29 protein-coding genes, 2 tRNA genes and 1 riboswitch are annotated in these 25770 nt (G+C 41.6%); of the genes, 17 read left to right on the forward strand and 14 right to left on the reverse strand.

All coding sequences use genetic code 11. The annotated features are described in order from the left end of the window. Nucleotides 1–4 precede the first annotated feature (4 nt). The 3 genes from HH214_RS04420 to HH214_RS04430 all read left to right on the forward strand — a co-directional run bounded on the left by HH214_RS04420 (nt 5) and on the right by HH214_RS04430 (nt 1390). Entirely contained in the window at nt 5–1009 is a 1005-nt protein-coding gene (locus HH214_RS04420) for a WD40/YVTN/BNR-like repeat-containing protein (RefSeq protein WP_169606193.1), read from the forward strand. A gap of 110 nt (nt 1010–1119) precedes the next feature. Continuing rightward, nucleotides 1120–1192, forward strand: a tRNA-Lys gene (locus HH214_RS04425). Between the two features lie 125 nt (nt 1193–1317). Continuing rightward, nucleotides 1318–1390 (forward strand) — tRNA-Lys (locus HH214_RS04430). A 113-nt stretch (nt 1391–1503) separates the two neighbouring features. On the opposite strand, the gene HH214_RS04435 is transcribed toward HH214_RS04430, so the two are convergent. The 3 genes from HH214_RS04435 to HH214_RS04440 form a co-directional block, all read right to left on the reverse strand. Continuing rightward, nucleotides 1504–2088 (reverse strand): aldo/keto reductase, encoded by a 585-nt coding sequence (locus HH214_RS04435; protein ID WP_211166304.1) that lies wholly within the window; start codon nt 2086–2088, stop codon nt 1504–1506. Further along, nucleotides 2039–2206 carry an aldo/keto reductase gene (locus tag HH214_RS22295; protein ID WP_390622380.1) on the reverse strand — a complete coding sequence of 56 codons (168 nt, stop codon included), beginning with the start codon at nt 2204–2206 and terminating at the stop codon, nt 2039–2041. The genes HH214_RS04435 and HH214_RS22295 overlap by 50 nt, the downstream gene beginning before the upstream one ends. An 88-nt stretch (nt 2207–2294) precedes the next feature. Further along, complete coding sequence (locus HH214_RS04440) at nt 2295–3278, reverse strand: aldo/keto reductase (RefSeq protein WP_169606194.1); 984 nt, start codon at nt 3276–3278, stop codon at nt 2295–2297. Between the two features lie 260 nt (nt 3279–3538). Between HH214_RS04440 and HH214_RS04445 the strand changes: the two genes are divergently transcribed. Next, nucleotides 3539–4327, forward strand: coding sequence for a helix-turn-helix domain-containing protein (locus HH214_RS04445; RefSeq protein WP_315853186.1), 789 nt, complete (start codon nt 3539–3541; stop codon nt 4325–4327). 544 nt (nt 4328–4871) lie between these two features. Here HH214_RS04445 and HH214_RS04450 read toward each other — a convergent pair. Then, nucleotides 4872–5615, reverse strand: coding sequence for an SDR family oxidoreductase (locus HH214_RS04450; RefSeq protein WP_169606196.1), 744 nt, complete (start codon nt 5613–5615; stop codon nt 4872–4874). A 104-nt stretch (nt 5616–5719) separates the two neighbouring features. Between HH214_RS04450 and HH214_RS04455 the strand changes: the two genes are divergently transcribed. The 4 genes from HH214_RS04455 to HH214_RS04470 all read left to right on the forward strand — a co-directional run bounded on the left by HH214_RS04455 (nt 5720) and on the right by HH214_RS04470 (nt 8984). Then, entirely contained in the window at nt 5720–6073 is a 354-nt protein-coding gene (locus tag HH214_RS04455; protein WP_169606197.1) for a winged helix-turn-helix transcriptional regulator, read from the forward strand. 173 nt (nt 6074–6246) lie between these two features. Further along, on the forward strand, nt 6247–6918 hold the full coding sequence (locus HH214_RS04460; protein WP_169606198.1) for an SOS response-associated peptidase: 672 nt from the start codon (nt 6247–6249) through the stop codon (nt 6916–6918). A gap of 154 nt (nt 6919–7072) precedes the next feature. Beyond that, nucleotides 7073–7942, forward strand: coding sequence for a carbon-nitrogen hydrolase (locus tag HH214_RS04465; RefSeq protein WP_169606199.1), 870 nt, complete (start codon nt 7073–7075; stop codon nt 7940–7942). After that, a complete protein-coding gene (locus HH214_RS04470) occupies nt 7935–8984 on the forward strand; it encodes an agmatine deiminase family protein (RefSeq protein WP_169606200.1) in 1050 nt (349 codons plus the stop codon). The genes HH214_RS04465 and HH214_RS04470 overlap by 8 nt, the downstream gene beginning before the upstream one ends. A 35-nt stretch (nt 8985–9019) precedes the next feature. Here the strand turns inward: HH214_RS04470 and HH214_RS04475 are convergent, their stop codons facing one another. After that, nucleotides 9020–10021, reverse strand: coding sequence for a c-type cytochrome (locus tag HH214_RS04475; RefSeq protein ID WP_169606201.1), 1002 nt, complete (start codon nt 10019–10021; stop codon nt 9020–9022). Between the two features lie 185 nt (nt 10022–10206). On the opposite strand from HH214_RS04475, the gene HH214_RS04480 reads away from it, so the two are divergent. From HH214_RS04480 to HH214_RS04490, 3 genes are all read left to right on the forward strand, one after another. Further along, on the forward strand, nt 10207–11019 hold the full coding sequence (locus tag HH214_RS04480; RefSeq protein WP_169606202.1) for a LiaF transmembrane domain-containing protein: 813 nt from the start codon (nt 10207–10209) through the stop codon (nt 11017–11019). A gap of 185 nt (nt 11020–11204) precedes the next feature. Continuing rightward, a complete protein-coding gene (locus HH214_RS04485; RefSeq protein WP_169606203.1) occupies nt 11205–12242 on the forward strand; it encodes a sensor histidine kinase in 1038 nt (345 codons plus the stop codon). Further along, nucleotides 12239–12982, forward strand: a complete 744-nt coding sequence (locus HH214_RS04490) for a LytR/AlgR family response regulator transcription factor (protein WP_169606204.1) — start codon at nt 12239–12241, stop codon at nt 12980–12982. Before HH214_RS04485 ends, HH214_RS04490 begins: the two co-directional genes overlap by 4 nt. 8 nt (nt 12983–12990) lie before the next feature. Here HH214_RS04490 and HH214_RS04495 read toward each other — a convergent pair whose 3' ends face one another. Together HH214_RS04495 and HH214_RS04500 are read right to left on the reverse strand one after the other, a co-directional pair. Continuing rightward, entirely contained in the window at nt 12991–13719 is a 729-nt protein-coding gene (locus tag HH214_RS04495; protein ID WP_169606205.1) for a DUF3891 family protein, read from the reverse strand. A 70-nt stretch (nt 13720–13789) separates the two neighbouring features. After that, entirely contained in the window at nt 13790–14863 is a 1074-nt protein-coding gene (locus HH214_RS04500) for a hypothetical protein (RefSeq protein ID WP_169606206.1), read from the reverse strand. Nucleotides 14864–14940: 77 nt separating this feature from the next. Here HH214_RS04500 and HH214_RS04505 point away from each other — a divergent pair, with 77 nt between their 5' ends. The 3 genes from HH214_RS04505 (at nt 14941) to HH214_RS04515 (ending at nt 16442) form a co-directional block, all read left to right on the forward strand. Beyond that, the gene (locus tag HH214_RS04505) at nt 14941–15516 is read left to right on the forward strand and encodes a thymidine kinase (RefSeq protein ID WP_169606207.1); all 576 of its coding nucleotides are present in this window, start codon (nt 14941–14943) and stop codon (nt 15514–15516) included. A gap of 77 nt (nt 15517–15593) precedes the next feature. Beyond that, the gene (locus tag HH214_RS04510) at nt 15594–15884 is read left to right on the forward strand and encodes a putative quinol monooxygenase (RefSeq protein WP_169606208.1); all 291 of its coding nucleotides are present in this window, start codon (nt 15594–15596) and stop codon (nt 15882–15884) included. A 189-nt stretch (nt 15885–16073) separates the two neighbouring features. Next, entirely contained in the window at nt 16074–16442 is a 369-nt protein-coding gene (locus HH214_RS04515) for a response regulator (protein ID WP_169606209.1), read from the forward strand. A gap of 81 nt (nt 16443–16523) precedes the next feature. Here HH214_RS04515 and HH214_RS04520 read toward each other — a convergent pair whose 3' ends face one another. Beyond that, nucleotides 16524–16772 carry a hypothetical protein gene (locus tag HH214_RS04520; RefSeq protein WP_169606210.1) on the reverse strand — a complete coding sequence of 83 codons (249 nt, stop codon included), beginning with the start codon at nt 16770–16772 and terminating at the stop codon, nt 16524–16526. A 71-nt stretch (nt 16773–16843) separates the two neighbouring features. Beyond that, the gene (locus HH214_RS04525) at nt 16844–18145 is read right to left on the reverse strand and encodes an MFS transporter (protein WP_169606211.1); all 1302 of its coding nucleotides are present in this window, start codon (nt 18143–18145) and stop codon (nt 16844–16846) included. Nucleotides 18146–18288: 143 nt separating this feature from the next. Between HH214_RS04525 and HH214_RS04530 the strand changes: the two genes are divergently transcribed. Then, nucleotides 18289–19242, forward strand: coding sequence for a bifunctional helix-turn-helix transcriptional regulator/GNAT family N-acetyltransferase (locus HH214_RS04530; RefSeq protein ID WP_169606212.1), 954 nt, complete (start codon nt 18289–18291; stop codon nt 19240–19242). Nucleotides 19243–19369: 127 nt separating this feature from the next. Here HH214_RS04530 and HH214_RS04535 read toward each other — a convergent pair whose 3' ends face one another. The 5 genes from HH214_RS04535 to HH214_RS04555 all read right to left on the reverse strand — a co-directional run bounded on the left by HH214_RS04535 (nt 19370) and on the right by HH214_RS04555 (nt 23092). Next, the gene (locus tag HH214_RS04535) at nt 19370–20332 is read right to left on the reverse strand and encodes a glycosyl transferase family 90 (protein ID WP_169606213.1); all 963 of its coding nucleotides are present in this window, start codon (nt 20330–20332) and stop codon (nt 19370–19372) included. A gap of 67 nt (nt 20333–20399) precedes the next feature. Further along, entirely contained in the window at nt 20400–20663 is a 264-nt protein-coding gene (locus HH214_RS04540) for a Trm112 family protein (RefSeq protein WP_169606214.1), read from the reverse strand. Between the two features lie 12 nt (nt 20664–20675). Further along, the gene (locus tag HH214_RS04545; RefSeq protein WP_248282201.1) at nt 20676–21323 is read right to left on the reverse strand and encodes a thiamine phosphate synthase; all 648 of its coding nucleotides are present in this window, start codon (nt 21321–21323) and stop codon (nt 20676–20678) included. Next, nucleotides 21314–22366: an AIR synthase-related protein gene (locus tag HH214_RS04550; protein ID WP_169606215.1), complete on the reverse strand. Its 1053-nt coding sequence runs from the start codon at nt 22364–22366 to the stop codon at nt 21314–21316. Before HH214_RS04550 ends, HH214_RS04545 begins: the two co-directional genes overlap by 10 nt. A 9-nt stretch (nt 22367–22375) precedes the next feature. Further along, nucleotides 22376–23092, reverse strand: coding sequence for a class I SAM-dependent methyltransferase (locus HH214_RS04555; RefSeq protein WP_169606216.1), 717 nt, complete (start codon nt 23090–23092; stop codon nt 22376–22378). Nucleotides 23093–23187: 95 nt separating this feature from the next. Next, a riboswitch (TPP riboswitch) is annotated at nt 23188–23290 on the reverse strand. Nucleotides 23291–23488: 198 nt separating this feature from the next. Here HH214_RS04555 and HH214_RS04560 point away from each other — a divergent pair. Together HH214_RS04560 and HH214_RS04565 are read left to right on the forward strand one after the other, a co-directional pair. Then, a complete protein-coding gene (locus HH214_RS04560; protein WP_169606217.1) occupies nt 23489–23824 on the forward strand; it encodes a winged helix-turn-helix domain-containing protein in 336 nt (111 codons plus the stop codon). 213 nt (nt 23825–24037) lie between these two features. Beyond that, entirely contained in the window at nt 24038–25675 is a 1638-nt protein-coding gene (locus tag HH214_RS04565) for a sensor histidine kinase (protein ID WP_169606218.1), read from the forward strand. Nucleotides 25676–25770: the final 95 nt, after the last annotated feature.

Below are 25770 nucleotides of genomic sequence, written 5' to 3' on the forward strand. Positions count from 1 at the left end.
GGAAATGAAACATGCTTTTGTATGGCTAATTCTGCTGCTGAGTATGCAGCTGGCCTTAGCACAATCGATCCGGGTTGTAGAACAAGGCCAGCCTTGCAGCATTAGGGGGCTTTCGGTTGTTGATGATCGGGTTGCTTGGGCAAGCGGTAGTAAAGGCCATGTAGCTATTAGTACCAATGGTGGTCAAACCTGGCAGTGGCGTCAGGTAAAAGGCTTTGAACAAAGCGACTTTCGAGATATAGAAGCTTTTTCGGCCCGTGAAGCTATTATTATGAGCTCAGGTACGCCTGCCGTAATATTAAAAACTATTGATGGTGGCGAAAGCTGGAACGTTTGTTATCGTAACCCAGATAAAGCCTACTTCCTGGATGCCATGACCTTTGCCGATCCCCAACATGGCTACATACTAGGCGATCCAATTAACGGCAAATTCCTGCTGCTACAAACCATTAACGGTGGTCAAAGCTGGGCACCCTTTGCCGTTCAGCCTACCGCCATGCCCAACGAAGCTGCTTTTGCCGCGAGTGGAACCTGCATCAGGGTTAACAAGAACAACTTGTACGTAGTAACAGGTGGCGCTACAGCACGCCTGCTTGCCACTCCACTAAATACCGCTAAATGGACGTACACCAACTTACCTATTACACATGGCCAAGCCAGCACCGGAGCATTTTCTGTTGCATTTGGCAGCCGTTCCGCTATAATTGTAGGAGGCAATTACGCCAGCCCTAAACTTACAGATTCGGTAGCTTGTTACATTTCACTACCAGCAGTTACACAGATAAGTTTAGCCAAGTCAGTACCTGCTGGTTACCAGTCGGGTGTTGAATACTTGGGTCAGGAAACCTTTCTGGCTACCGGTACCTCAGGCACTAACTGGAGTACTGATAACGGTCAAACATGGCGGCAGATAGACCAAGAAAGCTACAATACTTGCCAGAAAGCTAAGCGCGGCAAATTAGTGCTTTTAGCTGGCGATAAAGGCCGGATAGCCATCCTACAACAATAGGTCATTGATAGCCAATAGATTACTGATTATTGAAAAAATTATTGAAAAACTTTTGCAGTCAAATACAATAAACTCTATATTTGCACCACTTTATCGGAAACGAATAAGTTGATTCCGTAGCTCAGCCGGTAGAGCATAACACTTTTAATGTTGGGGTCCTGGGTTCGAGTCCCAGCGGGATCACTGAAAGATCAGAAAGCCTTCTGGCAACGGAAGGCTTTTCACTTTAAAAGTAGAGAGCAGCGCTGAGCGATAAAGTAAACATGTTTAACCACACGGCAGGTTAAATACAAAATTAAAAATTGAATGATTCCGTAGCTCAGCCGGTAGAGCATAACACTTTTAATGTTGGGGTCCTGGGTTCGAGTCCCAGCGGGATCACAGATGGAAAAGCCCTTGAAAATCATTGATTTTCAAGGGCTTTTGTTCTTTATTAACAGTCTGAGTTTGTATATGCATACTGTGCTAATTTTTAATTCATGTTGGTTCAAGTTTTATACATGATGAATTAGTCCACTACCCTTATCTAGCGATTTGATAGTTGTCATGTCATCGGAAGACAACTCAAAATCAACTACATCGAAATTTTCATTTATCCTTTTCCTACTTGCTGATTTCGGAATAACCACGACTTCTTTTTGAATTAACCATCGCAAGACCACCTGGGCAATACTCCTATTATATTTGCTTGAAAGCACTTTTAAAAGTTCATGATTAAAAAGATTGTTTTTACCCTGAGCAAAGGGAGCCCATGACTCCAACTGGATGCCTTGAGATTTCAAAGCTTTCTGCATTTCTGTTTTTTGGAAAAATGGATGTGTCTCCACTTGATTGACTGCTGGTATCACACTATGCTGCTTAAGTAAATTCTGAATCTGATTCATATTGAAATTACTTACACCTATAGCGCGTACTTTACCTTCTTGATATAATGCTTCCATGGCTGTCCAAGAGGAATATATGTCTCCCTGCGGGAGATGGCTCAAGTACAGATCAATATAGTCGAGCCCCAATTTCTTTAGCGCTGCTTCACAGTCGCGTTTTGCTTTTTCTAATCGCTCTGCCCACCGATTCCTCATTGTTATATGCTGCAGCGGTATCGATCAGTCTGTAGCCAACATTCAAAGCATGCAGCACAGACTGCTCACACTCAACACCATCTCGAAGCAAATAAGTGCCAAAACCAAGCAGCGGCATTTTTATGCTGTTATTTAATGTTATGTTCGTCACTTTATATCAATTTGATTGCAGTTTTTTTACAAATTTATGCTGGGATTATGACTTGTTATTTGCCTTGCAAATTTGCCAGGCTTGCGGGATAGCGTTCTCCCTGAAGGCTTATATTGCCCAAAGCCTTATGGATATGGGTTAAATCATCATCGCTTAAGGCAACGTTTACACCGCCTATATTTTCTTCCAGGCGAGTCATTTTTGTAGTTCCCGGAATCGGTGCAATCCATGGCTTTTGCGCCAACAGCCATGCTAGTGCAATCTGCGCTGGCGTTGCATTATGTTCTGCCGCAATCTTTGTTACCAGTTCAACAATGGTTTGATTCGCTTTGCGGTTTTCTTTACTAAAACGAGGCATCACGTTTCTCCAATCGGTTTTGTCAAATTCCGTATCCGCATTCATCTTACCTGTCAAGAACCCTTTGCCCAACGGGCTAAACGGAACGAAGCCAATGCCCAATTCTTCAAGCAACGGCATTATTTCTTTTTCCGGTTCGCGCCAGAACATAGAGTACTCGCTTTGCAAGGCTGCTACGGGTTGTACGGCATGCGCTCTGCGTATACTTTGCACGCCGGCTTCACTCATACCAAAGTGCTTTACTTTGCCTTCGGCAATCAGATCCTTTACGGTTCCGGCAACGTCTTCGACAGGCACATCCGGGTCTACGCGGTGCTGGTAAAACAAGTCGATGTAATCGGTTTGCAGATACCGGAGCGAGTTTTCCGCCACCTGCCTGATACGTTCCGGCCGGCTATTCAAACCATCTGTATTCCTGCCGTTCTTAAAGCCAAACTTGGTAGCGATGATGACCTGATCACGTATGTCGTGCAATGCTTTTCCTACCAACTGTTCATTGGCGCCTTGTCCATACACTTCTGCGGTATCAAAAAAAGTAATGCCAGATTCATAAGCTTTCTGAATGAGTGCAATGGCATCGTTTTCATTGGTTGCCGGACCATAACCATGGCTTAATCCCATGCAGCCGAAACCCAGTTCGGACACTGCTAATCTTGAGGTTCCTAATTGTCGTGTTTTCATTATAGATAAATTTTATGTTGCAAAATTGGAGAGAAAGGGCAAGCCATTTTGTATACAGATTACGGGTTTTCCTACCAATATTACTGATGGGGAAGGCCGATATCCAAAAGGCTTGTCTGAATTTGTAATTTCGTAGTGTTAAAAAATAGGGTATGGAAGAGATTGTAAAGATTGATAGCATCGCGCAATATAATACCCTGCGGGGCGTAACTACTAAACATCCATTGGTTACAGTGATCGACCTCTCGAAAGCGCAACCGATGCCCGCGGGGGCATTCAACTTTGGTTTGTATGCGGTGGGTTTGAAAGAATTAAACTATGGTCAGTTGCGTTATGGAAGAAGTCACTATGACTACCAGGAAGGAAGTCTTATATTTGTAGCACCCGGGCAGGTGTTAGGTGTGCAATCCGGCGTAGACGTATTTGCTCCGAAAGGCTGGGTATTGCTCTTTCATCCCGACCTGACCAATGGCACGCCGCTGGGCAAACACATGCATGATTATTCATTCTTTTCGTATGATGTAAATGAAGCGCTTCATCTGTCGGATAAAGAGAAGATTATGGTGACTGACTGTTTCTCAAAGATCGAGTATGAGCTCGACCAAAATATAGACAGGCACAGCAAAAGACTGATCGCATCCAACATCGAGTTGCTGCTTAATTATTGCATCCGTTTTTACGACCGCCAGTTCATTACGCGCGACAATGCCAACAAAGGGATTCTGGAACGGTTTGAATACTTATTGAATGGCTATTTCGCATCTGATAAACCGCAGAACGAAGGCTTGCCTTCCGTAGCTTATTGCGCCGAAGCCCTACACTTATCACCGAACTATTTTGGTGACTTGGTGAAGAAAGAAACCGGCAGATCTACTCAGGAATACATTCAATTAAAAGTGATAGATGTGGCCAAAGAGAGAGTGTTTGACATGAATAAATCTGTGAGTGAAATTGCCTACGAACTGGGCTTTAAGTACCCGCAACATTTTACAAGGTTGTTCAAACAGCGCGTGGGTTATACACCGCAGGAGTACCGGCTGCTAAATTAAAAATCTACATAATTAGTCGATTGTGAAATTCAACAAATACTAATAATGGCTTTTGCCCAATCACCTCGTTTTGGTTTTGTATTCAGGCCCATCTCTATGCATTCAAGATCTGGATCATCTTCCTCATATGAAAAAATAAAAAGCCATAACCCGAAATGTCCTCTATCTTAAATAACCGTCTAGTTCCTTTCGCTTGATATTAACCTAAAGTGAAATAATCTGAAATATGGTATGCCAGTCTTTTATAATTTTTTACTTTCTACTTTAAATATTTTTGTAGCAAAAGTTATTGTGAATTTCATCTCGTGTTGAGTTCTAGTGTAAAGATAAAAACATTTGTCCATCTGATTTGCGCCTAACTAAGTGGCTATTAAATCACTCAGGAGCTTCAAATCCTCCAACAAGTGGTTCGAGTGTTATCCCATCGGAACCATTAAAAAAATAGAAGCCGCCTAAAATGGTTTAGGCGGCTTCTATTTTTTCAGAAGTTGAGCAATGTAGTTTTATGAATCGACTACTATTTGATTATCAAACTTTCGATAACTTATTTCAACGCATAATTGATGTAACCGCCATCAACCAAAAGTTCTGTTCCGGTAATAAAGCTTGCATCATCAGAAGCCAAAAATAATACTGCTTTTGCAATTTCATCAGGGTTGCCCATTCTTTGTAGCGCTGTAGCGGCAGTAGCCATTTCTTTGGCGCCTACCGGAACAGCTTTGTCAAAACCTGGTGTTGCAGTTGGCCCGGGACTAACAATGTTTACACGGATTTTTCTGTCTGCTAATTCGTTTGCTGCAATTTGGGCTATTTTATTTAATGCGCCTTTGGTAGCAGAATATACACTGGCTCCTGCATTCGAGGCGGTTGCTACAACGGATGAATTAAATACCACGGCAGATGCGTTTGCCAAATGCGGAAGTAATTTTTGTAGAGTGAAGTAAGCCCCCTTTACATTGGTATTGAACTGAACATCAAAATCTGCCTCTGTTGTTTGTCCAATCGGTGAAAATACAAATGTTCCTGCATTCAGGAAAAGAACATCTAATGTGTTTCCGCTGTCTGCAATTGCTTTTTCTAAAACTGCAATGCCTGCCAAATTTGAAGTGTCAGAAACAACCGTTGTTAATTTCGGACTATTAATTTCTTCGGCTGCTTTTTGCAAGTTGTCAGCACTTCTGCCTGTAATCCAAACATTTGCTCCTGCGTCAATAAATGCTTTGGCAGTTGCTAATCCAATTCCGGTGCTGCCGCCTGTTATTACTACATTTTTGTTTGTAAAATTCATTGTTCTATTGTTTATCATTTACGAAGCAAACTTAAAACAGAGTTATTAATTTTAGTAACTTTGTAACGAAAAGTAACAGTAACATTTGAGTAACTAAGTAACTTATGGTTGAAAACGGATGTCACAAAGAACATAAAAAAGAGATTATGGCTGTTCACGATGCCATGGACGTACTGAGCGGAAAATGGAAAATTTCTATTATTTCGTCTATTTGCTACTATAATCAAAGAAGATTCTCTGATATTTTGAACGATGTGAATGGCATATCTAACAAAATGTTGAGTAAGGAATTAAAAGAACTGGAGATGAATAAGCTGGTAAAGCGAACGGTTTTAGATACTCAACCTGTAACGGTTCAATATCAACTAACGGAATATGGCCGAACATTGCAGACCATTATTGACAATCTTACAGATTGGGGAATGGAACACCGAAAGGTAATTACAGGAGCAATGTAAGCACAAGGTGTGCAGCTACCCTATGGTTTTCAGCACTTTTTTAATGCAATTTTAGCAAATGCTTAATTGTAAGGAACGTGCCCGTGTAGTACTATATGTTAGTTGTACAGCAAAAAGTGCAATCAATAAACCTGCATTCTTGTTATTTGATCAAGCTCTAACTACAAATATCTATGTGCGCCCGATTTTCCCTTAGCAAAGCAGACCAAGAAATAGCCAAAACATATGAAGTGAAAGTAATTGACCCGTTTGCACCATCATACAATACGGCACCGGGCATGAACTCGGCTATTATTACAGCCGACCAGCCTCAAGGTATTCAGCAATACCACTTTGGTTTGGTTCCGCATTGGGCCAAGGATGTAAAAATAGGCTACAAAATGTTTAACGCCAAAGCTGAAACTATTACTGAACTTCCCAGCTTTAAGCCGCTAATGAATAAAGGTAAACGCTGCCTGGTATTGGTAGATGGCTTTTACGAATGGAAAACAGAAGCAGGTCAAAAACAGCCTTACCGTTTTGAACTCACCGACCGTGATGTATTTGCTTTTGCCGGCCTGTATAGCCATTGGCATAACCCGCAAGATCAGCAATGGTACAGGAGTTTCAGTATTATTACCACCACTCCTAATCAAACTGTAGGCGAGTTACACAACCGCATGCCGGTTATCCTAAGTCCGGAAGAAGAAAAGCTTTGGCTGGCACAAGATGTACCTGCCAAAGAACTACTGCCATTATTAGATACCTACCCTGATGAGGAAATGAAAAAGTTTAGAGTGAGTAAGGATGTTAATAAAGCAGTTAACAATTATGCCGATTTGATACTACCACAGAACAGTAAATGAAAGAGGTAATATTATGTTATCTAGCACCTTTGAGCACGCTTGAGAAACAACCTGATGGATAGTATTAATTACTGACTTTCCAGTGATTAACTATACTGCTTGCAGCACTTTGGTACTCATTTAAAATACATATTTTTGCGCAAATTTTAAACGGATGAGTAAAGTACAAGTAGGTTTGGTACAGATGAGCTGTACAGCTGATAAACAGCAAAATTTACAAAAAGCTATAAGCAAAGTGCGTGAGGCTGCACAGCAAGGCGCACAAATTATTTGTTTACAGGAGCTATTTACTTCCCTGTATTTTTGCGATGTAGAAGATTATGACAATTTCAAGCTGGCTGAAACTATTCCGGGCCTGTCAACAGATGAGCTTTCGAAAGTAGCGGCCGAGTTAGGCGTAGTTATTATCGCTTCGCTTTTTGAAAAGCGCACACAAGGTGTTTATCATAATACTACCGCCATATTGGATGCTGATGGTACTTACCTGGGCAAATACCGCAAAATGCACATTCCGGACGATCCGGGCTTTTACGAGAAATTTTACTTTACCCCAGGCGATTTAGGCTACAAAGTATTCAAAACTAAATTTGCCACTATAGGCGTATTAATTTGTTGGGACCAATGGTACCCTGAAGCATCTCGCATTACAGCTTTAATGGGCGCTGAAATTTTATTCTATCCTACTGCTATTGGTTGGGCCTCTACGCAAGATGTAGATACGAATACCGAACAGTACAATGCTTGGCAAACCATACAACGTTCACATGCTGTAGCTAACGGTGTGCATGTAGTAAGTGTAAACCGTGTGGGTGAAGAAGCTGGATTAAAATTCTGGGGTGGTTCATTTGTGTCTAACCCGTTTGGCAAAGTGATGTTCCAGGGCGATCATCATGATGAGCAAACTACCGTTGTAGAACTGGATCTGGATAAAACCGACCATTACCGTACCCATTGGCCTTTTCTGCGCGACAGAAGAATTGACTCCTATGCTCCTGTTACTAAACGCCTGATTGATAATGACTAATTTTGATCATACGCCGGCTCAGCAAGGTTATACCTTTCCGGCTGAGTGGGCGCCGCATACGGCCACTTGGCTAAGTTGGCCGCATAAAGAAGCTTCATGGCCGGGTAAAATTGAAACTATTTATGCCCGCTACTGTGAGTTTATTAAAGAAGTAGCCAAAGGCGAACTGGTGCGTATTAACATAGCCGATAAGCAAATGCAGGCTTTTGCCGAACAGCATTTACATGAGGCTGGTGCTAACCTGCACAACATTCAGTTTTTTGAATTTCCAACTAATGATGCTTGGTGCCGCGATCATGGCCCGGCATTTTTATTGAATGAGAAAGACAAAAAGAAGGTAGTGGTTGATTGGGGTTATAACGCTTGGGGTGGCAAGTATCCACCGTTTGATTTGGATGATGTAATACCTACCCGTATTGCCCAACAGTTTAACTTACCCGTCTACCATCCGGGCATTGTAATGGAAGGCGGCTCCGTTGATTTTAACGGAAAAGGCACCGTACTTACCACTACGGCTTGCTTACTGAACCCCAACCGTAATCCGCACCTTAACCAGCAGCAGATTGAGCAGTATTTGCAAAATTTCTATGGCATTGAACAAGTGCTTTGGCTGGGTGATGGTATTGTAGGTGATGATACTGACGGGCACATTGATGATATTACCCGCTTTATAAACGAGGATACTGTAGTAACCGTAGTTGAAGAAAACAAGAACGATGAAAATTACCATATCCTGCAAGAGAACCTGCAAGCGCTGAAAACTATGCGTTTGCTAAACGGCAAGCAGTTGAATGTTGTGGAGTTACCTATGCCAGATCCGGTGATTCATGAAGATCAGCGCTTGCCGGCATCCTATGCTAATTTCTACATCAGCAACGCAGCCGTAATTGTCCCCACCTACCGTTGCTCTCATGATGATAAAGCTTTAGAAATATTACAGCAATGCTTTCCACACCGTAAAGTAGTAGGCATTGATTCTACCGATATTATCTGGGGTTTAGGCAGCTTTCATTGTTTAAGCCAGCAAGAACCAGAAGTTTAATAAAAAAGCCTGCTTCCTGAAGCAGGCTTTTTTATTTACATGCCAGCTTCCTTAGGCCTGAATTTTCTTATTTGATTTTGTTTCGGCCTTAAAGTTTTCAGAAAAGCAAAAATTGCCTTTAGGTCATCATCCTTCATTCCAGCATACATTGTCCAAGGCATTACGGTGTTAAAATCTCCGGGAGCTACCGGCCGATAAGCAATAGCAGAACTTCTGTATTGTATAAACCGATTGATAAAAGTTTGTTCTGTCCACAAACCTAAACCTGTATTTTCGTCTGGAGTAAGGTTACTTGAACAAATACTACCACCCGATATGTTAAACTGCCGTCCGCCGGCAAATTCCAATCCAACAATGGGCTTTCCAATATCGTTTACCTGAGTGTGGCAATCTTGGCAGCCAGCAGCTGTTACCAAATATTTACCATAAGTTACACGATTAGTTGAATCTGGCTTTGGGTGTAGGTGCGCTGTTTGCGGTTCAGCCCGAACTAAAAGGCTAACTGGAAAATCAGCTTTTGATACCGGCACCAAATTATCAATAGAAGCCAGTCGACGCAGATAAGCAATTACCGCAATTACATCACAAGAATCTACCTGCCCGTATGAATGGTAAGGCATCACGGGAAAAATAGGCTCTCCCAGCTTGGTAACTCCGGTAGTTATTGTTCTGAAAATTTCACCATCTGACCAATTTTTCAAATTGAACGGTGTAATGTTAGGTGCAAAAAAGGTTCCGGGAAAACCCATAGCATGCCCGAACTCGCCCCCGCCCTGCCCCAATGTGCCAGCCACCATGGGTCCGGCAAATTCATCAAAATTTCTGGTACTATGGCAATCCATACAAACCATAACATGGTTAGCCAGATACCTGCCACGCTCCAGCATAGCAGCATTACTTACTATATGTATTTGAGGAGCTGGCCCAACGTTTGGCTGCAAAAAACGCAGGTATACTAAACCCGATATGGTAATAGTAATTAAAAGTAGTATAACTGCAATTACGGCTTTGCCCGGAGCATTTTGTTTAGCTGCCATAGTGATAAAAGTAAAAGGTGCGTTCAATATCGGCAAATGCCGTATAGCACACAACTACTCACCTACACAACTTTTTCACCGAAAAAATTCCTTCGTTTACCGACTTCTCCGTTCCGGCCACCTGATTACTGTAGGCGCAAGCTCCACATTATATTAGATTTGACTTATTAATTCGCACGTACATCATGAGCATTCCATCATACTCTACCCCTCCGCGCCAAAATAGCAAAGCACTGGCCGGACTTATCTTAGTGGCTGTAGGCGGTATTTTATTGCTTCGGCAGTTAGACTTATTCTTTTTTCCACACTGGCTATTTACCTGGCCTGTGTTCCTGATTGTGTTAGGTATATATATAGGCGCAAAGAATAACTTCAGGAATGTCAGCTGGTTTGTTTTAGTACTCATTGGTAGTGCTAACTTATTAGATGACATTTTCCCTAGCATTGATGTAAGTGATTTCATGTGGCCGATTGGAATTATAGCTGTAGGAATATGGGTTATTTTACGTCGAAATCATCCCACAAAATTCGGTAAATCAAAAAACATCAAGTATGCTCCCGACCCTATACAAGCCGATTACGTGGTAAAAGATGAAAACTTTACTGCGTCAGATACTAAGGAAGAAAACTTTACCGTACCTCCGGCCTCCCACCCCGGCGATGATTATATTGAGGCTACTGCTGTATTTGGTAGTGTAAAAAAAGTGATTCTCTCTAAAGATTTTAAAGGTGGAGTAATTACTAACATTTTTGGTGGCTGTGAGCTAGATTTTACCAAAGCCGACATCAATGGCAGTGTCATCATAGATATCACCCAGTTGTTTGGCGGTGTTAAAATGCTGGTACCCTCACACTGGCAGGTAACTTCAGATATTGCTGCTGTATTTGCCAGCATTGATGATAAACGCTTGCCCAACCCGGCAGCACACAACAGCGATAAAATTTTGATCCTGAAAGGTATTTCTGTATTCGCTGGTATTGATATACGTAGCTTTTAACCTCAAAACCACCTGATTATGAACTGGTCATTAATCATCATGAGTATTATCACTTTTGTTAAGCTGATATTACACTACTTATAAAATCTGGCAAACGTATCAATCTTACCCGTTGAACGTCACACCCGGCTTTTATAATCATCCGTATTCAACCGCTCAACCCAACCATTACCCGACTGACCGTTATGGCTGCATCATCAAACACTGTATTTTCCAAACTTGGCTTAGCCTTTTTAATTGGAGGGTTAGCTTGGGCTATACTACAGGTGTATGTTATACATAGTTTTGGGTTTATATGGTATGTGGCTATTATTGATAGTGTTTCTAGCACCATCCCCTTAGCTGCAGCCTGCTGGCTTATCAACAACAATTTACGGTATTATCAGCCGGGCAAAGGCAGTTATTTAAACCTGCTGATTGGGTGTATTACCCTAGCTGGTTTATGTACTGTTGCTGTACGCTACAGCTTACCTATGTTTGGCATAGGCGATGCTTACCGAACGTTTGTGATACAATCACTCTCTCTCCGCTTTTTCACCGACTTTTTGGCTATAGGCTGGATGGCCATGCTGAGTGTACTATGGTATGCGCAAAAAGACCAAAAAGAGCAGGAAAAACGTAAAGCGGAAGCGGAACGTTTAGCCCGCGACGCAGAACTATATAATCTGCGCCAGCAACTGCAACCCCACTTTTTATTTAACAGCCTAAACTCCATTAATGCGCTAATTGGTTTTAAGCCCGACGAAGCCCGTAAGATGATCCATCAGCTTTCTGACTTTTTGCGGGGCACGTTGAAAAAAGACGATCAGCAACAAGTGAGCTTACAGGAAGAATTGCAACACTTGAACTTATATTTGGATATTGAAAAGGTACGTTTTGGCCACCGACTTAAAACTGAAGTTAGCTGTGATGATAAATGCAAGCAAGCTATGCTGCCGCCGCTTTTATTACAGCCCTTAGTGGAGAACGCTATCAAATTTGGCTTGTATGATACCACTGGAGAAGTAACAGTCAGCATACGCGCGGAAACAGAAGATAACTATTTGGTTGTAATGGTGCAAAACCCTTACGATCCGCAAACGGCTCGCCCTCGGCAGGGTACTGGTTTTGGTTTAAGCGGCATACAGCGCCGCCTGTATTTACTTTTTGGACGTAATGATTTAGTGGAAACTTTCATAAATGATGATATATTTACCATCCTGATTAAGATTCCACAGGCATGAAACGCATACTAATTATTGATGACGAACCTTTAGCCCGAATGGTAGTACAAGAATACCTAATGCCTTTTAGCCAAATACAGGTTTTACAGGAATGCGGCGATGGGTTTGAAGGGATAAAAGCCATCATGCAACATCAGCCCGACCTAATTTTTCTAGATGTACAAATGCCCAAAATTAATGGATTTGAAATGCTGGAATTGGTAGAACAGCCTCCGCAGGTAATATTTACTACTGCTTTTGATGAATATGCTATTAAAGCTTTTGAAACCCATGCGGTAGATTATTTATTAAAGCCTTTTAGCCGCGAGCGCTTTAATAAAGCTATTGAAAAGTACCTGGCCCAAACTGCAGCAACATCACCGCAAAATCAAACTGAAAATTTATTGGAAGCCGTAGCACAATCACCGGCACAGCATGAACGGATTGTGGTAAAAACCGGCACCAAAGTAAAAATTATTCCGGTGCAGGATGTTGAGTACTTAGCTGCTGATGATGATTATGTAAACATCCATACGCCCGAAGGCTCGTTTCTGAAGAATAAAACGATGAGCTTTTTTGAACAAACACTGGATGCCAGGCAGTTTGTACGCGTGCATCGTTCCTTCATTATCAGTGTACCACAAATTACCCGTATTGATCCTTATGAGAAAGACTCGCATCTGGCCACGCTAAAATCTGGAGCTAAAGTGCCGGTAAGCAAAGCGGGCTATATGAAGTTAAAGCAAGTACTGGGCTTATAACAGCAGCTCTACTTCTTGGCTAATTGCCACGTTTTTTCCTGAACCTCAGCTTCTAAAAACAACTGCTTAAATTCCTCATTGCTTTTAAACTGTAGCTGCTTAATCAGCCTTTTTTCTATATGTAGCTCAAAAGTATCCTCCTCAAACGGCCATGGTTGTACAGTTAAGTTACCTGTAGAAGTTTGCTGTAGTTGATAATGCTTTTGTGATGGCCCCTGGCTTACCTCAATAGTACGCTGCTCAGGCTGTACTTCATGCTGACACAATAACAAAGAAAATGCATCACACCATTCCAGTAAATGATAAACGCGTTCGGCTTCGGGTTTACCAATCTTTAATTCCTTACACCATTGTTTTTGTAAACGTTGTTGTTCTTGCAAAAAAGGCTTTACTAAAGGGTTAGTGTTTCCTTCCTTTTTATACAAAAACACCATGTGCATAGAGGTTAACAGGGCAATATACCGGCTTTTGGATAAAGCAAAATCGGCCAGCCGTTGGCAATGCTCCGGTTCAAACAACTTCATGCTGAAATTTACCGGTCCACCTTGCGGCGTCAGCAAATCATCGGATTGCAATTCAGTCTGGGCATCATCGTGCTCGGCTATAGCCAGCAGGGTTTCCGTCCAGCGTTGGGGGCGTTCGGCTACCGACCAGTGCATAGCTACCTGAGCAGCCAACAAGCCATGAGCACGTTGCGTTATAATTTCCCAGCCTTGTTCAGTATAGTTAACAATCATCAGTTACACACAACTATTTAAAACTGATAAGGTGTTAACATAAACGCAATTTCAAGTATTTACTCTTATTTTATTGAGGGAACCGTCTACGCAGTATGGCGTAAAACTTATCAGTAGTAGCCGGCTTATCAGCCCAATGATTTTTTACAGCATAGTTGGTTTTCAGAAAGCGATCGGCATCATCAAAACTTTTACAACGGTTAACCAAGTCAACGGCCTCGCTATACGATAAACTATAGCCATTGAATAGATCTTTCACAAACAACATTTTATCATTCAGGTTGATAGCCGATTTAATATCGCTTATAGCAGGCTGTGCGCTTGTACTCTGACTTTCGGGTTTGCTAACCGATGGGCGTAGCTGAGCTGAAAGCTTCTGATTTAAAGTTAATACAGGCTGTTCGGCTTCTTCACCAGACGTTGTGGATTCTGAAGCGGTTGCAGATGCCGGTTCAGGTGCAGTTAAGGCAGCAGGTTCTTCATAAGCATCTTCACTATGGCTGCTGATACTAAAAGTATGCTCAGCCGAACTTACTTCGGGCGTTTGCCTGATGTATGAGAAAGTATCAGGTTGGTTTTGCGCTACAGCAATTTCAGGTGCAGGTGTTTCTTCAGGCATTACTGCTTCCTGAGGTGCTGGCGATGCAGAAGTTACTGGTACTTCTTCAGGTGTTGAAACTTCCTGAGGTGCTATGACCTCTGCTAATACAGGTTTTTCTAGAGGCTCTGGTGCAGCAGAAATAGGATCTTCTGCCGGAGGTTGCTCGTTTATAGTCAACTCAGGTACAGGTTCTGGATCAAAGGTAACTGCAGGCTCCATTATGAAAGGCAATGGTGCACTAAAAGGCTCAACCGATTCTGCTTCCGGCTCAGATTCTTGTACTTCCGGTTCTGCTGGTGCCTGAAAAGGTTCAGGGGCTGGTTGCTGTACAGTTTCTTCCTTATTTGCGACTAACGCAGGTTCGACACCTACGTTCAGCCTTTTCAATATCTTGGTATGATCAACTAAAAAATGAGCATTAGCCGAAAACAACTCTAGTTCCAGCTCATTAAACATCCCTTCCTGAGATTGCAGAAATTCGTATTGCTCGTTCAGATCTTTGATAATATCACCTATCTTTTTTAGTATCTCCTGTTGTTTCATACACTCGGTTGTTGAAAATGTCCCTATTCAAAAGTAAGATATAATTCTGATATTAGTCGGCTGTTAATTTTTTGTGCATGCTGTTTAGTGAAGATGTATTTAAGCGGAAAAGCGAACATGGTGGAAGTATCGAAGTTATTTGCGGATCTATGTTTTCGGGTAAAACCGAAGAATTAATTCGCAGGCTACGACGTGCCCAAATTGCCAAACTGGCTGTAGAAATTTTCAAACCGCAAACTGATACCCGTTACCACGAAACTGACATTGTATCGCACAATCAAATTAGTATCCCTTCTACACCAGTTGATAACGCATCGGCTATTTTGCTGCTAGGTAGCCATGTGCAGGTAGTAGGTATTGATGAAGCTCAGTTTTTTGATGATGAGTTACCTTATGTTTGCAATACCCTAGCCAACAAAGGTGTGCGAGTAATTGTAGCTGGCCTGGACATGGACTATTTGGGTAAACCCTTTGGCCCAATGCCGGCTATTATTGCCATGGCTGAATCAGTAACCAAGGTACATGCCGTGTGTGTAAAATGTGGCAACCCTGCTTTATATTCCTATCGGTTGGTATCTGATAACAGCCGTGTTTTACTGGGCGAAATGGATACTTACGAACCCCGTTGCCGAGCTTGTTACCAGTTGCCCTAATAACCTGGTAATTCGAACAAGATTTTTGAACAATTGCCTGAACACAAGGTTATATATCAACATATAATATTGGTGTTATGAGTATCAAGTTGGTGGGCATATTACATTGTAATTTAGATGCAGAGGAAACATTTGAGCAGGAGTTAAAAAAGCTGGTAGAAACCTCTTTGCTGGAAGAAGGCTGCTTGAAATATGAACTTTACCAATATAACAATGAACGTTGCCGATATTTGATTATTGAAGAATGGAAAGATGAAGAAAGCTGGCAAAAGCACCAGGAAGCCGTACATTATCGGTATTTTGTCCGCATCTCGCCCGTATTACTTTCCAAACCGGCAAAAATTAAAAAGCTAACCCGCTTGGTTTAGCAAGCCAGATAAGCAGCCTAAATTCACTTATACTTTAGCTGACTGCTATTTTTTAATAGAATTTGTAAAACAAAAGCGCCCTTATTGTTTGTTATGCTTTAAATCCAGTCAATTATAAAACCAAAAGGTATATAACAATTGACTGAATAGTAGTAGTTTGAAGATACATTTTATTGCGTTGACAGCGTTATGGCTAAGAAAGTTTTACTGGTTGAGGACGATAAAGATATTAGAGATACCATTGTTTATGCTTTACAGCATGAAAAAATTGAGGTTGTAGCCTCAGATAATGCCAGAATTTTAAAGAGTTTGGATGAAATTAAGCCTGATTTAATTTTGTTGGATAACTGGCTTACCGATTGGAAAAGTGATGCTAATGGCCAGCAATTGAGTAAAGAACTTAAAACTAATCCTGCAACCAGTCACATTCCGGTAGTTATTGTATCGGCTGTAAGTAACATTAAAGAAGTTGCAGAAGCTGGCATGGCTGACGCCTACTTAAAAAAACCCTTTGAGCTTAGTGAGCTTTTTGCTGTTGTCAAGAAGTTCATGGCTTAGTGTATAACCTTACTGTAATTAGTTTTATAAAAAAAGCTTAGTGCAATGCACTAAGCTTTTTTTGTGGGCTTTTCAAAACAACTATTGTTTTAAATTTGGCCTGTCCTGCTTGTCTTTATCGTCTTCACCAACAGGGCCACCAGCAAAGTCGCCGCTGTCCAGGTTCAGTTCTGATGAAGGCACTGAAGCATCATAGGCTCTTTGCCAAGCCTCCATTTCACCTGCATCTTTATTATCATTTGTAGGCCCTAAGTTAGTATCATTAGGGTTGCGTGTTGCTGCTTTTTCGTTTTCTTCCTCATTAATAGGAGTGGTTTGTTCTGAAGCCATAAAATCAATGTTTTATAATAAAAGCGCTTAATCGGTTATATTGTTTGCTCAAAATAAAGTTCAGCTACCCACTACTCCTGCATTTTTGAGTGCTTTTCGGTATTCGGCATTATGATACTTACCAGCAATGACACCGCAATACAACCTGTTATATACCAGTAAAACCCGGAGCTGTATTCCAGTTTTTTAAACCATAAAGCCACATATTCGGCAGTACCACCAAACAAGGCTACTGCCAGCGCATACGGGAAACTAACACCTAATGAACGTACGTTAACCGGAAACAGCTCAGCTTTGATAATAGCCGATATAGAGGTACTCAGGCTTAATATTAAAAGTGCAGCTATAATGAGTATAGTAGCTATCCAGACCTGATGGGTATGGCTTAACGTATTCAGAATAGGAAATGTGGTAACCAGAGCCAGCACACCATAAATAATCATGAGGCGTTTACGACCTATATAATCACCCAGCAAACCGGCCAGTGGCTGAGCTAGCATAAAAACTAACAAGCTCACTATAGTGATTAGAGTTGATTCATTTTTACTAAAACCGGCCGTATTTACCAAGAACTTTTGCACGTAAGTAGTCAGGGTATAAAAAGAAACTGTTAGCCCGATAGTAAAGCCGATGATAATAGCTACCTCACGCTTGTATTTCCGCAACTCGCGAAGGGTACCTCGCGCTTGTTCGGCTACCGTTTCGTGAGTAAAAGATTCTGTTTCTATCATACTACGCCGCAGGTAAATTGCTGATAAAGCCAGCACTGCTCCCAGCCCAAACGGAATACGCCAGCCCCAATCGGCAAGCTGCTGCGGGGTAAGTAGCCAGCGTTGTAACACCAGTAAAATACCCAAAGCTACCAACTGCCCCATGATAGAAGTAACGTATTGAAAACTGGAGTACAGTCCGCGTCGGTTGGGTGGCGCTATTTCGCTCAAATAGGTAGCGGCTGTACCATATTCTCCCCCTATACTTAAACCTTGCAGCATACGGGCCAGTACTAAAATAACAGGTGCAGCAATACCAATATGGTTATATCCAGGCACTAGTGTAATCAGCAACGAGCCTCCACTCATCATGAATACAGATAGAGTAAGAGCAGCCTTACGCCCTTTACGATCAGCATAAGTACCCATCAGCCAGCCACCTACCGGTCGCATTAAAAAACCAATGGCAAAAATGCCGGCTGTATTAAGCAGTTGTGCCGTTTCATCTTCCTTCGGAAAAAATGTACCAGCAAAATATAAGGCAAATACCGAGTACACGTACCAATCATACCATTCTACCAAATTACCTATAGATCCTCCTATTACCGATTTAATGTGGTTGCGGATAGCTGGTTTTTGATCGTGTACAGAAGCAGGAATCATGTATTAAAAATTATACTTCCGTAAGATACATTTTTACAGTAAATAATATAAATGTCTTAAATGCCAGTCCTTAACCGTCTTTTATTTGCTTTATAAATTCTTAATGTATATAATTGTGTAATTAATTACGTAATTTGCTTCATATGTCTTTTTTCGAGAAAGTAGGTAAGGTAGCTATAGGTAGCCGATTAAGAATGCTGACTGAAACCATCACAGAAGATGCTGCTCAGATTTATAAACTTTATAACATTGAAATGCAGCCCAAATGGTTTCCGGTTTTTTATGCACTGTCGCAAGGAGAAGAAAAAACCATTACTACTATTGCCAAAGAAATAAGGCACTCCCACCCTTCGGTAAGTAAAATTGTAGGCGAAATGGTGAAACAACAATTAATTATAGAAAAGAAAGACATTGCCGATGGCCGGCGTAATCTGGTTTGTTTATCGGAAAAGGGCTTGGCAATTACCGAAAAAATCCAAAACCAGTATACTGATGTAAATAATGCCGTAGAAGAAGTTTCGGCACAGGCTACCCATAACTTGTGGAAGGCTATTGAAGAGTGGGAATTTTTATTGGAACAGAAAAGCTTATTACAGCGGGTAAAAGAACAGCAAAAGCAGCGCGAAAGCCAGCACGTTCAAATTGTAAACTATGAGCCTCGCTATGCACAGGCTTTTAAAAGTTTAAATGAAGAATGGATATCTCAATACTTTAAAATGGAGGCCGCAGATTACAAAGCTTTGGATAATCCGGAGAGCTACATTTTGCAACCAGGCGGGTACATTTTTGTGGCTTTGTACCATGATGAACCTGTAGGTGTATGCGCCTTACTAAAAATGGACGATCCGACTTATGATTTTGAATTGGTAAAAATGGCGGTATCGCCCAAAGCACAAGGCAAAAACATTGGCTGGCTGCTAGGTCAAGCTGCATTAAGCAAAGCGCGAGTGTTGGGAGCTACAAAAATATATTTGGAAAGTAATACCATTTTAAAGCCAGCCATCAGCTTATATCATAAATTAGGCTTCCAAAAAGTAGTTGGTCATGCTACGCCTTACGAACGCTGTAACATTCAAATGGCCGTTAGCTTAACTTAAGTATTTCTACTTATCCAATTAAGGTAGTAATTTTATAAGTGCGAACACTCATGAACATTGATAATTTAGTGCAAGCGATGCTGTAAGTGCATCAGTAATTAATCTATAAAGCGGCTTTGCTAATCTGTTATTCCACTTGTCCGGTAAGCTTAAAATACTTTTGTAATACTAGCAGTGAAATTAAATCCTCCTGTGTGGTATTGAAAAACTGCTCTATATACTGATGTGCATTTACTATAATAGCTTCAGCTTCATTCGGGTGATTTAAATAATATTGTAATCGTTCCTCCAAATCTGAATAATCATCTTTAATCTGGATATAATGATGATTGCCGATCAGCCTTCCTTCCATAAACCAGGTTTCGTACTTAGGTTTAGGCATTACGGCAATGGAATTAGACGACATAATCCATTTCAGGTTAGTGGCTACATCATGTCCTTCCAAACTTAAAATAAACTTGTAATCTAAGTGTGCAGTAATAGAGATTTTAGGTTTCAGCCATTCTGCATTCCCTCCTTCGCGGTTTACCTGCCCCAAATCGCACAACGGATGATTATAGTACATCTCCATAAACCTAATCCGGTGTGGTTGCACCACCGAAGCCCGACCAATCATCATGTTTTTCTTTTCTACAAAAGTTTTACGATCATGTATGAAAAAGAAGTGTCGCTTTTTATCCAGCTTTAACAAAATTGCATTCTGGTTATTACTTGCAACGGGTCTGCTCTTTTGCAACGTAGGTATAGTAGGTGTGGTAATTACATCACCAAAAGTAAAGTTCGCTTTAAGGCTTGGATTGAAGTAACGCGTATATGCCATTGTATCAAAACGGTACGCTTTGGGACTTTTAATCTTCCATATTTCACGCAAAGCAACAGCCTGTTTACCCAGCAGCATAAACTGGTTTAGCTTGTTATAGTAGTTAACGCGGTCAGTTATATACGCTTCATCGTAAAGCTGAATGACTGCTTGCTTTTTTTGCACAGCTTTTTCGTACCCCATAGCTGGAATGCGCTGCTGTAAAAAGTTTTTAGCATAATACAGCAGCTTGTTTTTCCTGATAGCTAATACGATGTTTTGAAAAAACATATATCCAAATTAACCGCCAATAATAAGCATAATGGCGGTATGTAGCTCTATAATGCTTCAGCTATTATCAATGGCTGGGCAGCAACTGAGTATCGGTAATACCATATTCCAGCTTCCATCTTTCCAGAACAGGTTGTTCCAGTTTAATTTGCCGGTATTCATCCGGCGACATAATAGGCACTCCATACACAATAGGGTATTTACGCAGGCACTGGGTACAGCTTAATATGCCTTCCAAAATATTTTGCTCAGTATCTTTAGCCAGTATCTGTAAACTCAGATCATTTTTATCAAATGGGCAGCAAAGTTTTTCAATGGTTTTTAATCGCATAATATATTAATGTTACATGCTTAAAGCATTTTGATAATGTTTAACTTGTTGTGCAGGATCATCGGCGCTTAATATACCGGAGATAACGGCTACGCCATTAAACGGCGTTTCTTTTTTAAGTGCTAGTAAGTTTTCGGGTGTAATGCCTCCGGAAACAAAAATGGGGAGGGTAGTTAGTGTACGTGCCTTTTTCACGATGGATGGCATTACGATGTCGCAACTCCCGGCAGAAGGTGAAGGAAACATGGAGCAAAAAGACACATAATTTAACTGATGTTCATCAGCCCAAAGTACTTTATTCAAGTTGGAAGAACAGGTGATACCCGCCAAAAAGGGCTTATTAATGGCTTGCTGTATGGCTGCATAATCTGCCGGAACATCGTCAAAATGTACACCTTGCAGAAAGGGAGATTGCATAACCAGTTGCCATTCCTCATTAATTAATACCGGGACTCGGTGGCTATTGCACAACTCGCCGATAGCCTTAACTAATGCCAATTTATCGGTACCGGGCTGCCAGTTATTCCAGATTTGCACCACTTGCAAACCAACACTTAAGGCAGATTTAAGCTTGGCTAATAGCAGCTTGCTTTCCATAGCAGGATTAAGTACCAGGTAAATGCCACCAGATATTTGATAACTACTATCCATTATTTCCATCCATTTTTGTAAGCAGTAAAAAATGCCGCCCAGTAAGGGTCTGTACTCAGGTAAGGCATATCGTTTTCTACTCCTTCTTCTACCAATTTATGACTTTGTTCTTTTTCGGTAAACTCGCCTACTATGGTAGCCTGAATACTATTGCTCTGTAAGCGCTGCACAACTATTTCGCCGTATTCTTTCTTCACTGCCATCACCATAGCACCTGCCCCCACGCAGAACCGAGCATCAATTTCAAATAAATTACAGATTTGTTGTGATATAGCACTCATGGGTAAACGCTCATTATCAACCCGAACACCTAGTTCTGAAGCTATAGCCATTTCGTAAATAGCACCTAATACGCCACCTTCGGTTACATCATGCATGGCTATTACTTCAGCATAGCGAATTTCTGTTCCTGCAGCAACTCGTGCATCGGGTAGAGATGAGGTTTGATAAAACAGCTCACAACCACTATTATAAACTTCGGCACCCAGCTTATTTTTTACGGTTTCATGAAAACTCATAGCTAGTATGGCTGACGATGATAATGCGCAGGTTTTGGTTACAATAATTACGTTACCGGCTTCTGCCTTTTTACTTAATAATATTTGTTGAATGGGCGCAGTAAGCAACATGGTTCCGCCACCGGCAATGGTAGAGTTTTGCCCTTCAATACTGCCCGTATGCCCGCCTGTAATAGCCACACCAATCCCTACGCAATACTGGTGAATGTAATTCCAATAAACCTCGAAATCCTGCTCACTTAAGGTAGGTGGCAGGTTCAGTACCATTTGCGCGTACATAGGCGCAAAACCCGTAGTGGCCATATCATTAGCCATCAGGTGTACAGATAGCCAGGCTGATTCCTGCAAACCTAAAGACGGGATTAATGACAGTGGATCGCTGGTGAGGGCCAGCCCCATGCCACTACCTAAATCAATTACTGATACATCTACCCCAAAGGCTGGTCCACTTTTTACCAACTGGCGTTCATACCCGCAGCGTGGCAGAATAATTTGCTCAAAACCACCATTGTTTATTTTTCCGGATAATGACATAAATAAACCTTAGTCGAGCAGTTTAACATATAAACCAAAAAAATCGCCCACGGGTACGCTCCATTGCTGCACCGGAAACCACTCCGGCAAGCCGGTGCAAGTCCACTCCAAGCTATACTGCCGCCCTTTCAGCGCTTCGTCAATCTTTTCAATCAGCATAGCCGGGGTATAAAAAGTAGCTGTTACATAGAAAGGGTTTTTACCAAACACCTGCTGAACACGCCTGCGTAGCACCTTAGGCGAATTTCGGTTCATCATGCCAAAGGCAATACCATGTTTACCCACGCGGGCAGCCTCACGTATTACCTGTACGGGGTTACGGTAATACTCAAACGTGGTAATAAAGGCTACAGCATCAAACGTATGATCTTTAAAAGGCATAAAGTGCGAATCGGCATTCACCAAATCGCCTTTAAACAAGTGAACAGCCTGGCCCAGCATAAAAGGCGATAGGTCGCCGCCTGTAGCTTCGATACCTATTTCATGCCACCACCGTGTAAAGCGAGTAGTACCACAGCCAAACTCCAGCAGTTCTTTAACTCGCGGGTCTTTACCCAACAGTTGAGCCATTACCTTTTTTTGCCATACTTCAGCGCGTTTATAGCGTCCTTCGTACCATTGTTCGTAAGTATCGGTGTGTTCGCGGTTAAAAAACCATTCTTTGCGGCCTTGCCAGTTGGCCAGGTTTTCGGTAATCAGGCCGAAGTTGTTTCTTTCAGGTAGCATATGCTTTTAAATTAAACATGAAAAAAGCCTTGCCTCTGCCCGCCAATACTGGTACAGAAACAAGGCCTATTATGCATAAACAGCAATGCTGAAAAACCATAAAGCCCATGCATCCCTACGCCGGTATTATCCGTATCAGGTTTATCGGGTATTATCTCAGCCTTTAACCAGCAGTTAAAAGCACCCCGTGCAAGTATGTAACGAAGGTAATTGATTTACCTTATAAAACAACTCATTACTATTCTTTTTTAGTTGTAAACATTATGGACCAGATCTGCTTACTACCTCAGAAACATTAAATCAACATGCTTTTAAACTAATCTGTATTTAATTGTTAATAGTGCTTTAGTTATAATAATATTGCACACCTGTAAATGCCTATTTACAAACGCTATTATGGAATTAAAACTGAACGGCAGAATTTGGGTGGAAACAGAGGGTGGCCCTACTTTGGGCCCTGGCCGTATTGAATTATTAGAACGCATACAACAAAGCGGTTCTATACGGCAAGCAGCTATGCAGATGGGCATGTCATACCGGCAGGCTTGGCAACTTATTGACCACATGAATACCCACCTAAAAGCACCAGTTGTGATTTCGCACCGAGGTGGTAAGGGCGGCGGTTGGGCAGAGGTAACCCCAGCCGGTTTAGAAGTTATTCAGGAGTTTAAATTATTGTATCAAAAGTTTCATGAGTTTTTAGCACAAACCGGTTTAGGGCTTCATTTTTAATTGTCCCTATTGCACTTACATCTATCAACAAACACAAAAACAACTTTTAGGAATATACTACAGGTAACAAATAGCTTGTTATAGCAGTATAAACCTATGCTTACATCTTGTTAATTACACTAATTACGTTTTCAACACTTTATGAAACAGGAAAGTGATGTACCGAGCCGGGAAAAAGTGATTGAATTGCTTTAGTATAATTGCACTCTACTTATGTCGTTTTCAGCCAGTACTCAACCGGTATTACTTCATACTAATACCTCTATATCGCCTTCAACATGCGGACCGCTATGCCAAAGCCGGCAAGCGGGTACTGGTGCTGCACAGCCCGTTGCACAGCAGATTACCGACTTTTTCAGTAAGCTATTTGACACTCATGATTTCCCGGCGCGCTGGCATTGCGGAAATTGGACCGACTTTCATGGCTGGTTGTACATCTTGTCTGATCTGGGTATTTGGGCTGCCTATTTTGCTATTCCGATTTTGCTTGTACGGCTCATAATTAGAAGAAAGGATGTACCTTTTCAAGGTATTACGCTTCTTTTTCTGGCTTTTGTTTTGTTGTGCGGCCTTACACACCTGATAGATGCAGTTATTTTTTGGTGGCCAGCCTACCGGCTAAGCGCCATATTGCGTTTAGCAACAGCTATTGTCTCTGTTTTTGCAGCCTATGCTCTAAACCGCGTTTTCCCGCTGCTCTTAAACTTACGTTCAGTTAAAGATTTAAAAATTGAAATTGCCAAACGTAAAAGAACCGAAGAACGTTTATTGGCCAGCGAGTTTTTGCTTACAGAAGCGGGCCGTATTGCCTGTGTGGGCGGCTGGGAATGGGATGTAGTTACCGGAAAGCGTAGCTGGTCAAAAACAGTGTATGATATTTTAGAAGTACCTACTGATGCCGACGTTAATATAAAAAACGTTTTTTCTTACTATCCGGAACCCTATAATCATTTGCTCAGCCAGGCTGTAGAAAATGCTTTAGAAAACGGCTGCAAATGGGATTTAGAAGCGATTGCCATTACGGCACAAAATAAAACTTTATGGATAAGACACATCGGCGAACCGGTTTATAATCAGCAGGGCAAAGTAGTAAAGCTTAGAGGAACGCTGATGGATATTGATCAGTATAAAAAGCATGAGCTTGAACTGAGCCGCGCCTTAAAAGCTACGCAAGAAAAAACCCGGCAGTTGCAAAATTTCAGTTATGTGCTTTCTCATAACATCCGCAATCATACCAGCAACCTGTCTGCACTAGCAGAAATGATTGAGGTTGACCATATAGATCATGACAACAAAGACTTGATGCTGAAAAGCAAACGTGTAACGCAAGCACTTACCATTACGCTTGATGATTTGGCCAACGTAATGGAAGCACAGGAACAAAGTATCAGTCAGGAGCTGGTGAGCTTTGCCACGGTTGCCGACCAAGTTACAGAAGCGCAAAATTTTCAACTTCAGCAAATACAAGCAGAAGTTATGCAGCACTTTGAAGTTCCGGCTGTTTACTTTTCACAGTTGTACATGAATAGCATTTTTCAGCACCTACTATCCAATGCTATCCGATACCGTGATCCAGCAAAAAATTTGCAGGTACAATTCAGATCGTACCGCAACGAAGATGGCAGGATTGTTTTAGAATGTCAAGACAACGGACTTGGAATGGATTTAGAACTGTATGGCCATAAAGTATTTGGCTTGTATGCCACCTTTCATCCATCCTTAAGTGCAAGAGGTGTTGGTTTATACCTGATTAAAACCCAAATTGAATCGCAAGGAGGACAAATTACCGTGGATAGCCAGCCTGGTAACGGCAGTACTTTCCGCGTTGTATTTAATACTCAGGAAAACTAATCTAGTTTGTTGCAAAGCTTTATTAAGGTTTTAACTACATTAGTCCTCAATTAACCTTTGAGCAATACAATGAAAAGAAATTTAACTGCATTACT

The sequence above is a fragment of the Mucilaginibacter robiniae genome (assembly GCF_012849215.1).
In the GTDB taxonomy this organism is placed as follows: domain Bacteria; phylum Bacteroidota; class Bacteroidia; order Sphingobacteriales; family Sphingobacteriaceae; genus Mucilaginibacter; species Mucilaginibacter robiniae.

What these genes read in the sequence shown, in the direction of transcription:
- HH214_RS04420 (WP_169606193.1), top strand. Translation starts at nt 5, where the DNA reads ATGAAACATGCTTTTGTATGGCTAATTCTGCTGCTGAGTATGCAGCTG.
- HH214_RS04435 (WP_211166304.1), bottom strand. Translation starts at nt 2,088, where the DNA reads ATGAGGAATCGGTGGGCAGAGCGATTAGAAAAAGCAAAACGCGACTGT.
- HH214_RS22295 (WP_390622380.1), bottom strand. Translation starts at nt 2,206, where the DNA reads ATGCCGCTGCTTGGTTTTGGCACTTATTTGCTTCGAGATGGTGTTGAG.
- HH214_RS04440 (WP_169606194.1), bottom strand. Translation starts at nt 3,278, where the DNA reads ATGAAAACACGACAATTAGGAACCTCAAGATTAGCAGTGTCCGAACTG.
- HH214_RS04445 (WP_315853186.1), top strand. Translation starts at nt 3,539, where the DNA reads ATGCCCGCGGGGGCATTCAACTTTGGTTTGTATGCGGTGGGTTTGAAA.
- HH214_RS04450 (WP_169606196.1), bottom strand. Translation starts at nt 5,615, where the DNA reads ATGAATTTTACAAACAAAAATGTAGTAATAACAGGCGGCAGCACCGGA.
- HH214_RS04455 (WP_169606197.1), top strand. Translation starts at nt 5,720, where the DNA reads ATGGTTGAAAACGGATGTCACAAAGAACATAAAAAAGAGATTATGGCT.
- HH214_RS04460 (WP_169606198.1), top strand. Translation starts at nt 6,247, where the DNA reads ATGTGCGCCCGATTTTCCCTTAGCAAAGCAGACCAAGAAATAGCCAAA.
- HH214_RS04465 (WP_169606199.1), top strand. Translation starts at nt 7,073, where the DNA reads ATGAGTAAAGTACAAGTAGGTTTGGTACAGATGAGCTGTACAGCTGAT.
- HH214_RS04470 (WP_169606200.1), top strand. Translation starts at nt 7,935, where the DNA reads ATGACTAATTTTGATCATACGCCGGCTCAGCAAGGTTATACCTTTCCG.
- HH214_RS04475 (WP_169606201.1), bottom strand. Translation starts at nt 10,021, where the DNA reads ATGGCAGCTAAACAAAATGCTCCGGGCAAAGCCGTAATTGCAGTTATA.
- HH214_RS04480 (WP_169606202.1), top strand. Translation starts at nt 10,207, where the DNA reads ATGAGCATTCCATCATACTCTACCCCTCCGCGCCAAAATAGCAAAGCA.
- HH214_RS04485 (WP_169606203.1), top strand. Translation starts at nt 11,205, where the DNA reads ATGGCTGCATCATCAAACACTGTATTTTCCAAACTTGGCTTAGCCTTT.
- HH214_RS04490 (WP_169606204.1), top strand. Translation starts at nt 12,239, where the DNA reads ATGAAACGCATACTAATTATTGATGACGAACCTTTAGCCCGAATGGTA.
- HH214_RS04495 (WP_169606205.1), bottom strand. Translation starts at nt 13,719, where the DNA reads ATGATTGTTAACTATACTGAACAAGGCTGGGAAATTATAACGCAACGT.
- HH214_RS04500 (WP_169606206.1), bottom strand. Translation starts at nt 14,863, where the DNA reads ATGAAACAACAGGAGATACTAAAAAAGATAGGTGATATTATCAAAGAT.
- HH214_RS04505 (WP_169606207.1), top strand. Translation starts at nt 14,941, where the DNA reads ATGCTGTTTAGTGAAGATGTATTTAAGCGGAAAAGCGAACATGGTGGA.
- HH214_RS04510 (WP_169606208.1), top strand. Translation starts at nt 15,594, where the DNA reads ATGAGTATCAAGTTGGTGGGCATATTACATTGTAATTTAGATGCAGAG.
- HH214_RS04515 (WP_169606209.1), top strand. Translation starts at nt 16,074, where the DNA reads ATGGCTAAGAAAGTTTTACTGGTTGAGGACGATAAAGATATTAGAGAT.
- HH214_RS04520 (WP_169606210.1), bottom strand. Translation starts at nt 16,772, where the DNA reads ATGGCTTCAGAACAAACCACTCCTATTAATGAGGAAGAAAACGAAAAA.
- HH214_RS04525 (WP_169606211.1), bottom strand. Translation starts at nt 18,145, where the DNA reads ATGATTCCTGCTTCTGTACACGATCAAAAACCAGCTATCCGCAACCAC.
- HH214_RS04530 (WP_169606212.1), top strand. Translation starts at nt 18,289, where the DNA reads ATGTCTTTTTTCGAGAAAGTAGGTAAGGTAGCTATAGGTAGCCGATTA.
- HH214_RS04535 (WP_169606213.1), bottom strand. Translation starts at nt 20,332, where the DNA reads ATGTTTTTTCAAAACATCGTATTAGCTATCAGGAAAAACAAGCTGCTG.
- HH214_RS04540 (WP_169606214.1), bottom strand. Translation starts at nt 20,663, where the DNA reads ATGCGATTAAAAACCATTGAAAAACTTTGCTGCCCATTTGATAAAAAT.
- HH214_RS04545 (WP_248282201.1), bottom strand. Translation starts at nt 21,323, where the DNA reads ATGGAAATAATGGATAGTAGTTATCAAATATCTGGTGGCATTTACCTG.
- HH214_RS04550 (WP_169606215.1), bottom strand. Translation starts at nt 22,366, where the DNA reads ATGTCATTATCCGGAAAAATAAACAATGGTGGTTTTGAGCAAATTATT.
- HH214_RS04555 (WP_169606216.1), bottom strand. Translation starts at nt 23,092, where the DNA reads ATGCTACCTGAAAGAAACAACTTCGGCCTGATTACCGAAAACCTGGCC.
- HH214_RS04560 (WP_169606217.1), top strand. Translation starts at nt 23,489, where the DNA reads ATGGAATTAAAACTGAACGGCAGAATTTGGGTGGAAACAGAGGGTGGC.
- HH214_RS04565 (WP_169606218.1), top strand. Translation starts at nt 24,038, where the DNA reads ATGTCGTTTTCAGCCAGTACTCAACCGGTATTACTTCATACTAATACC.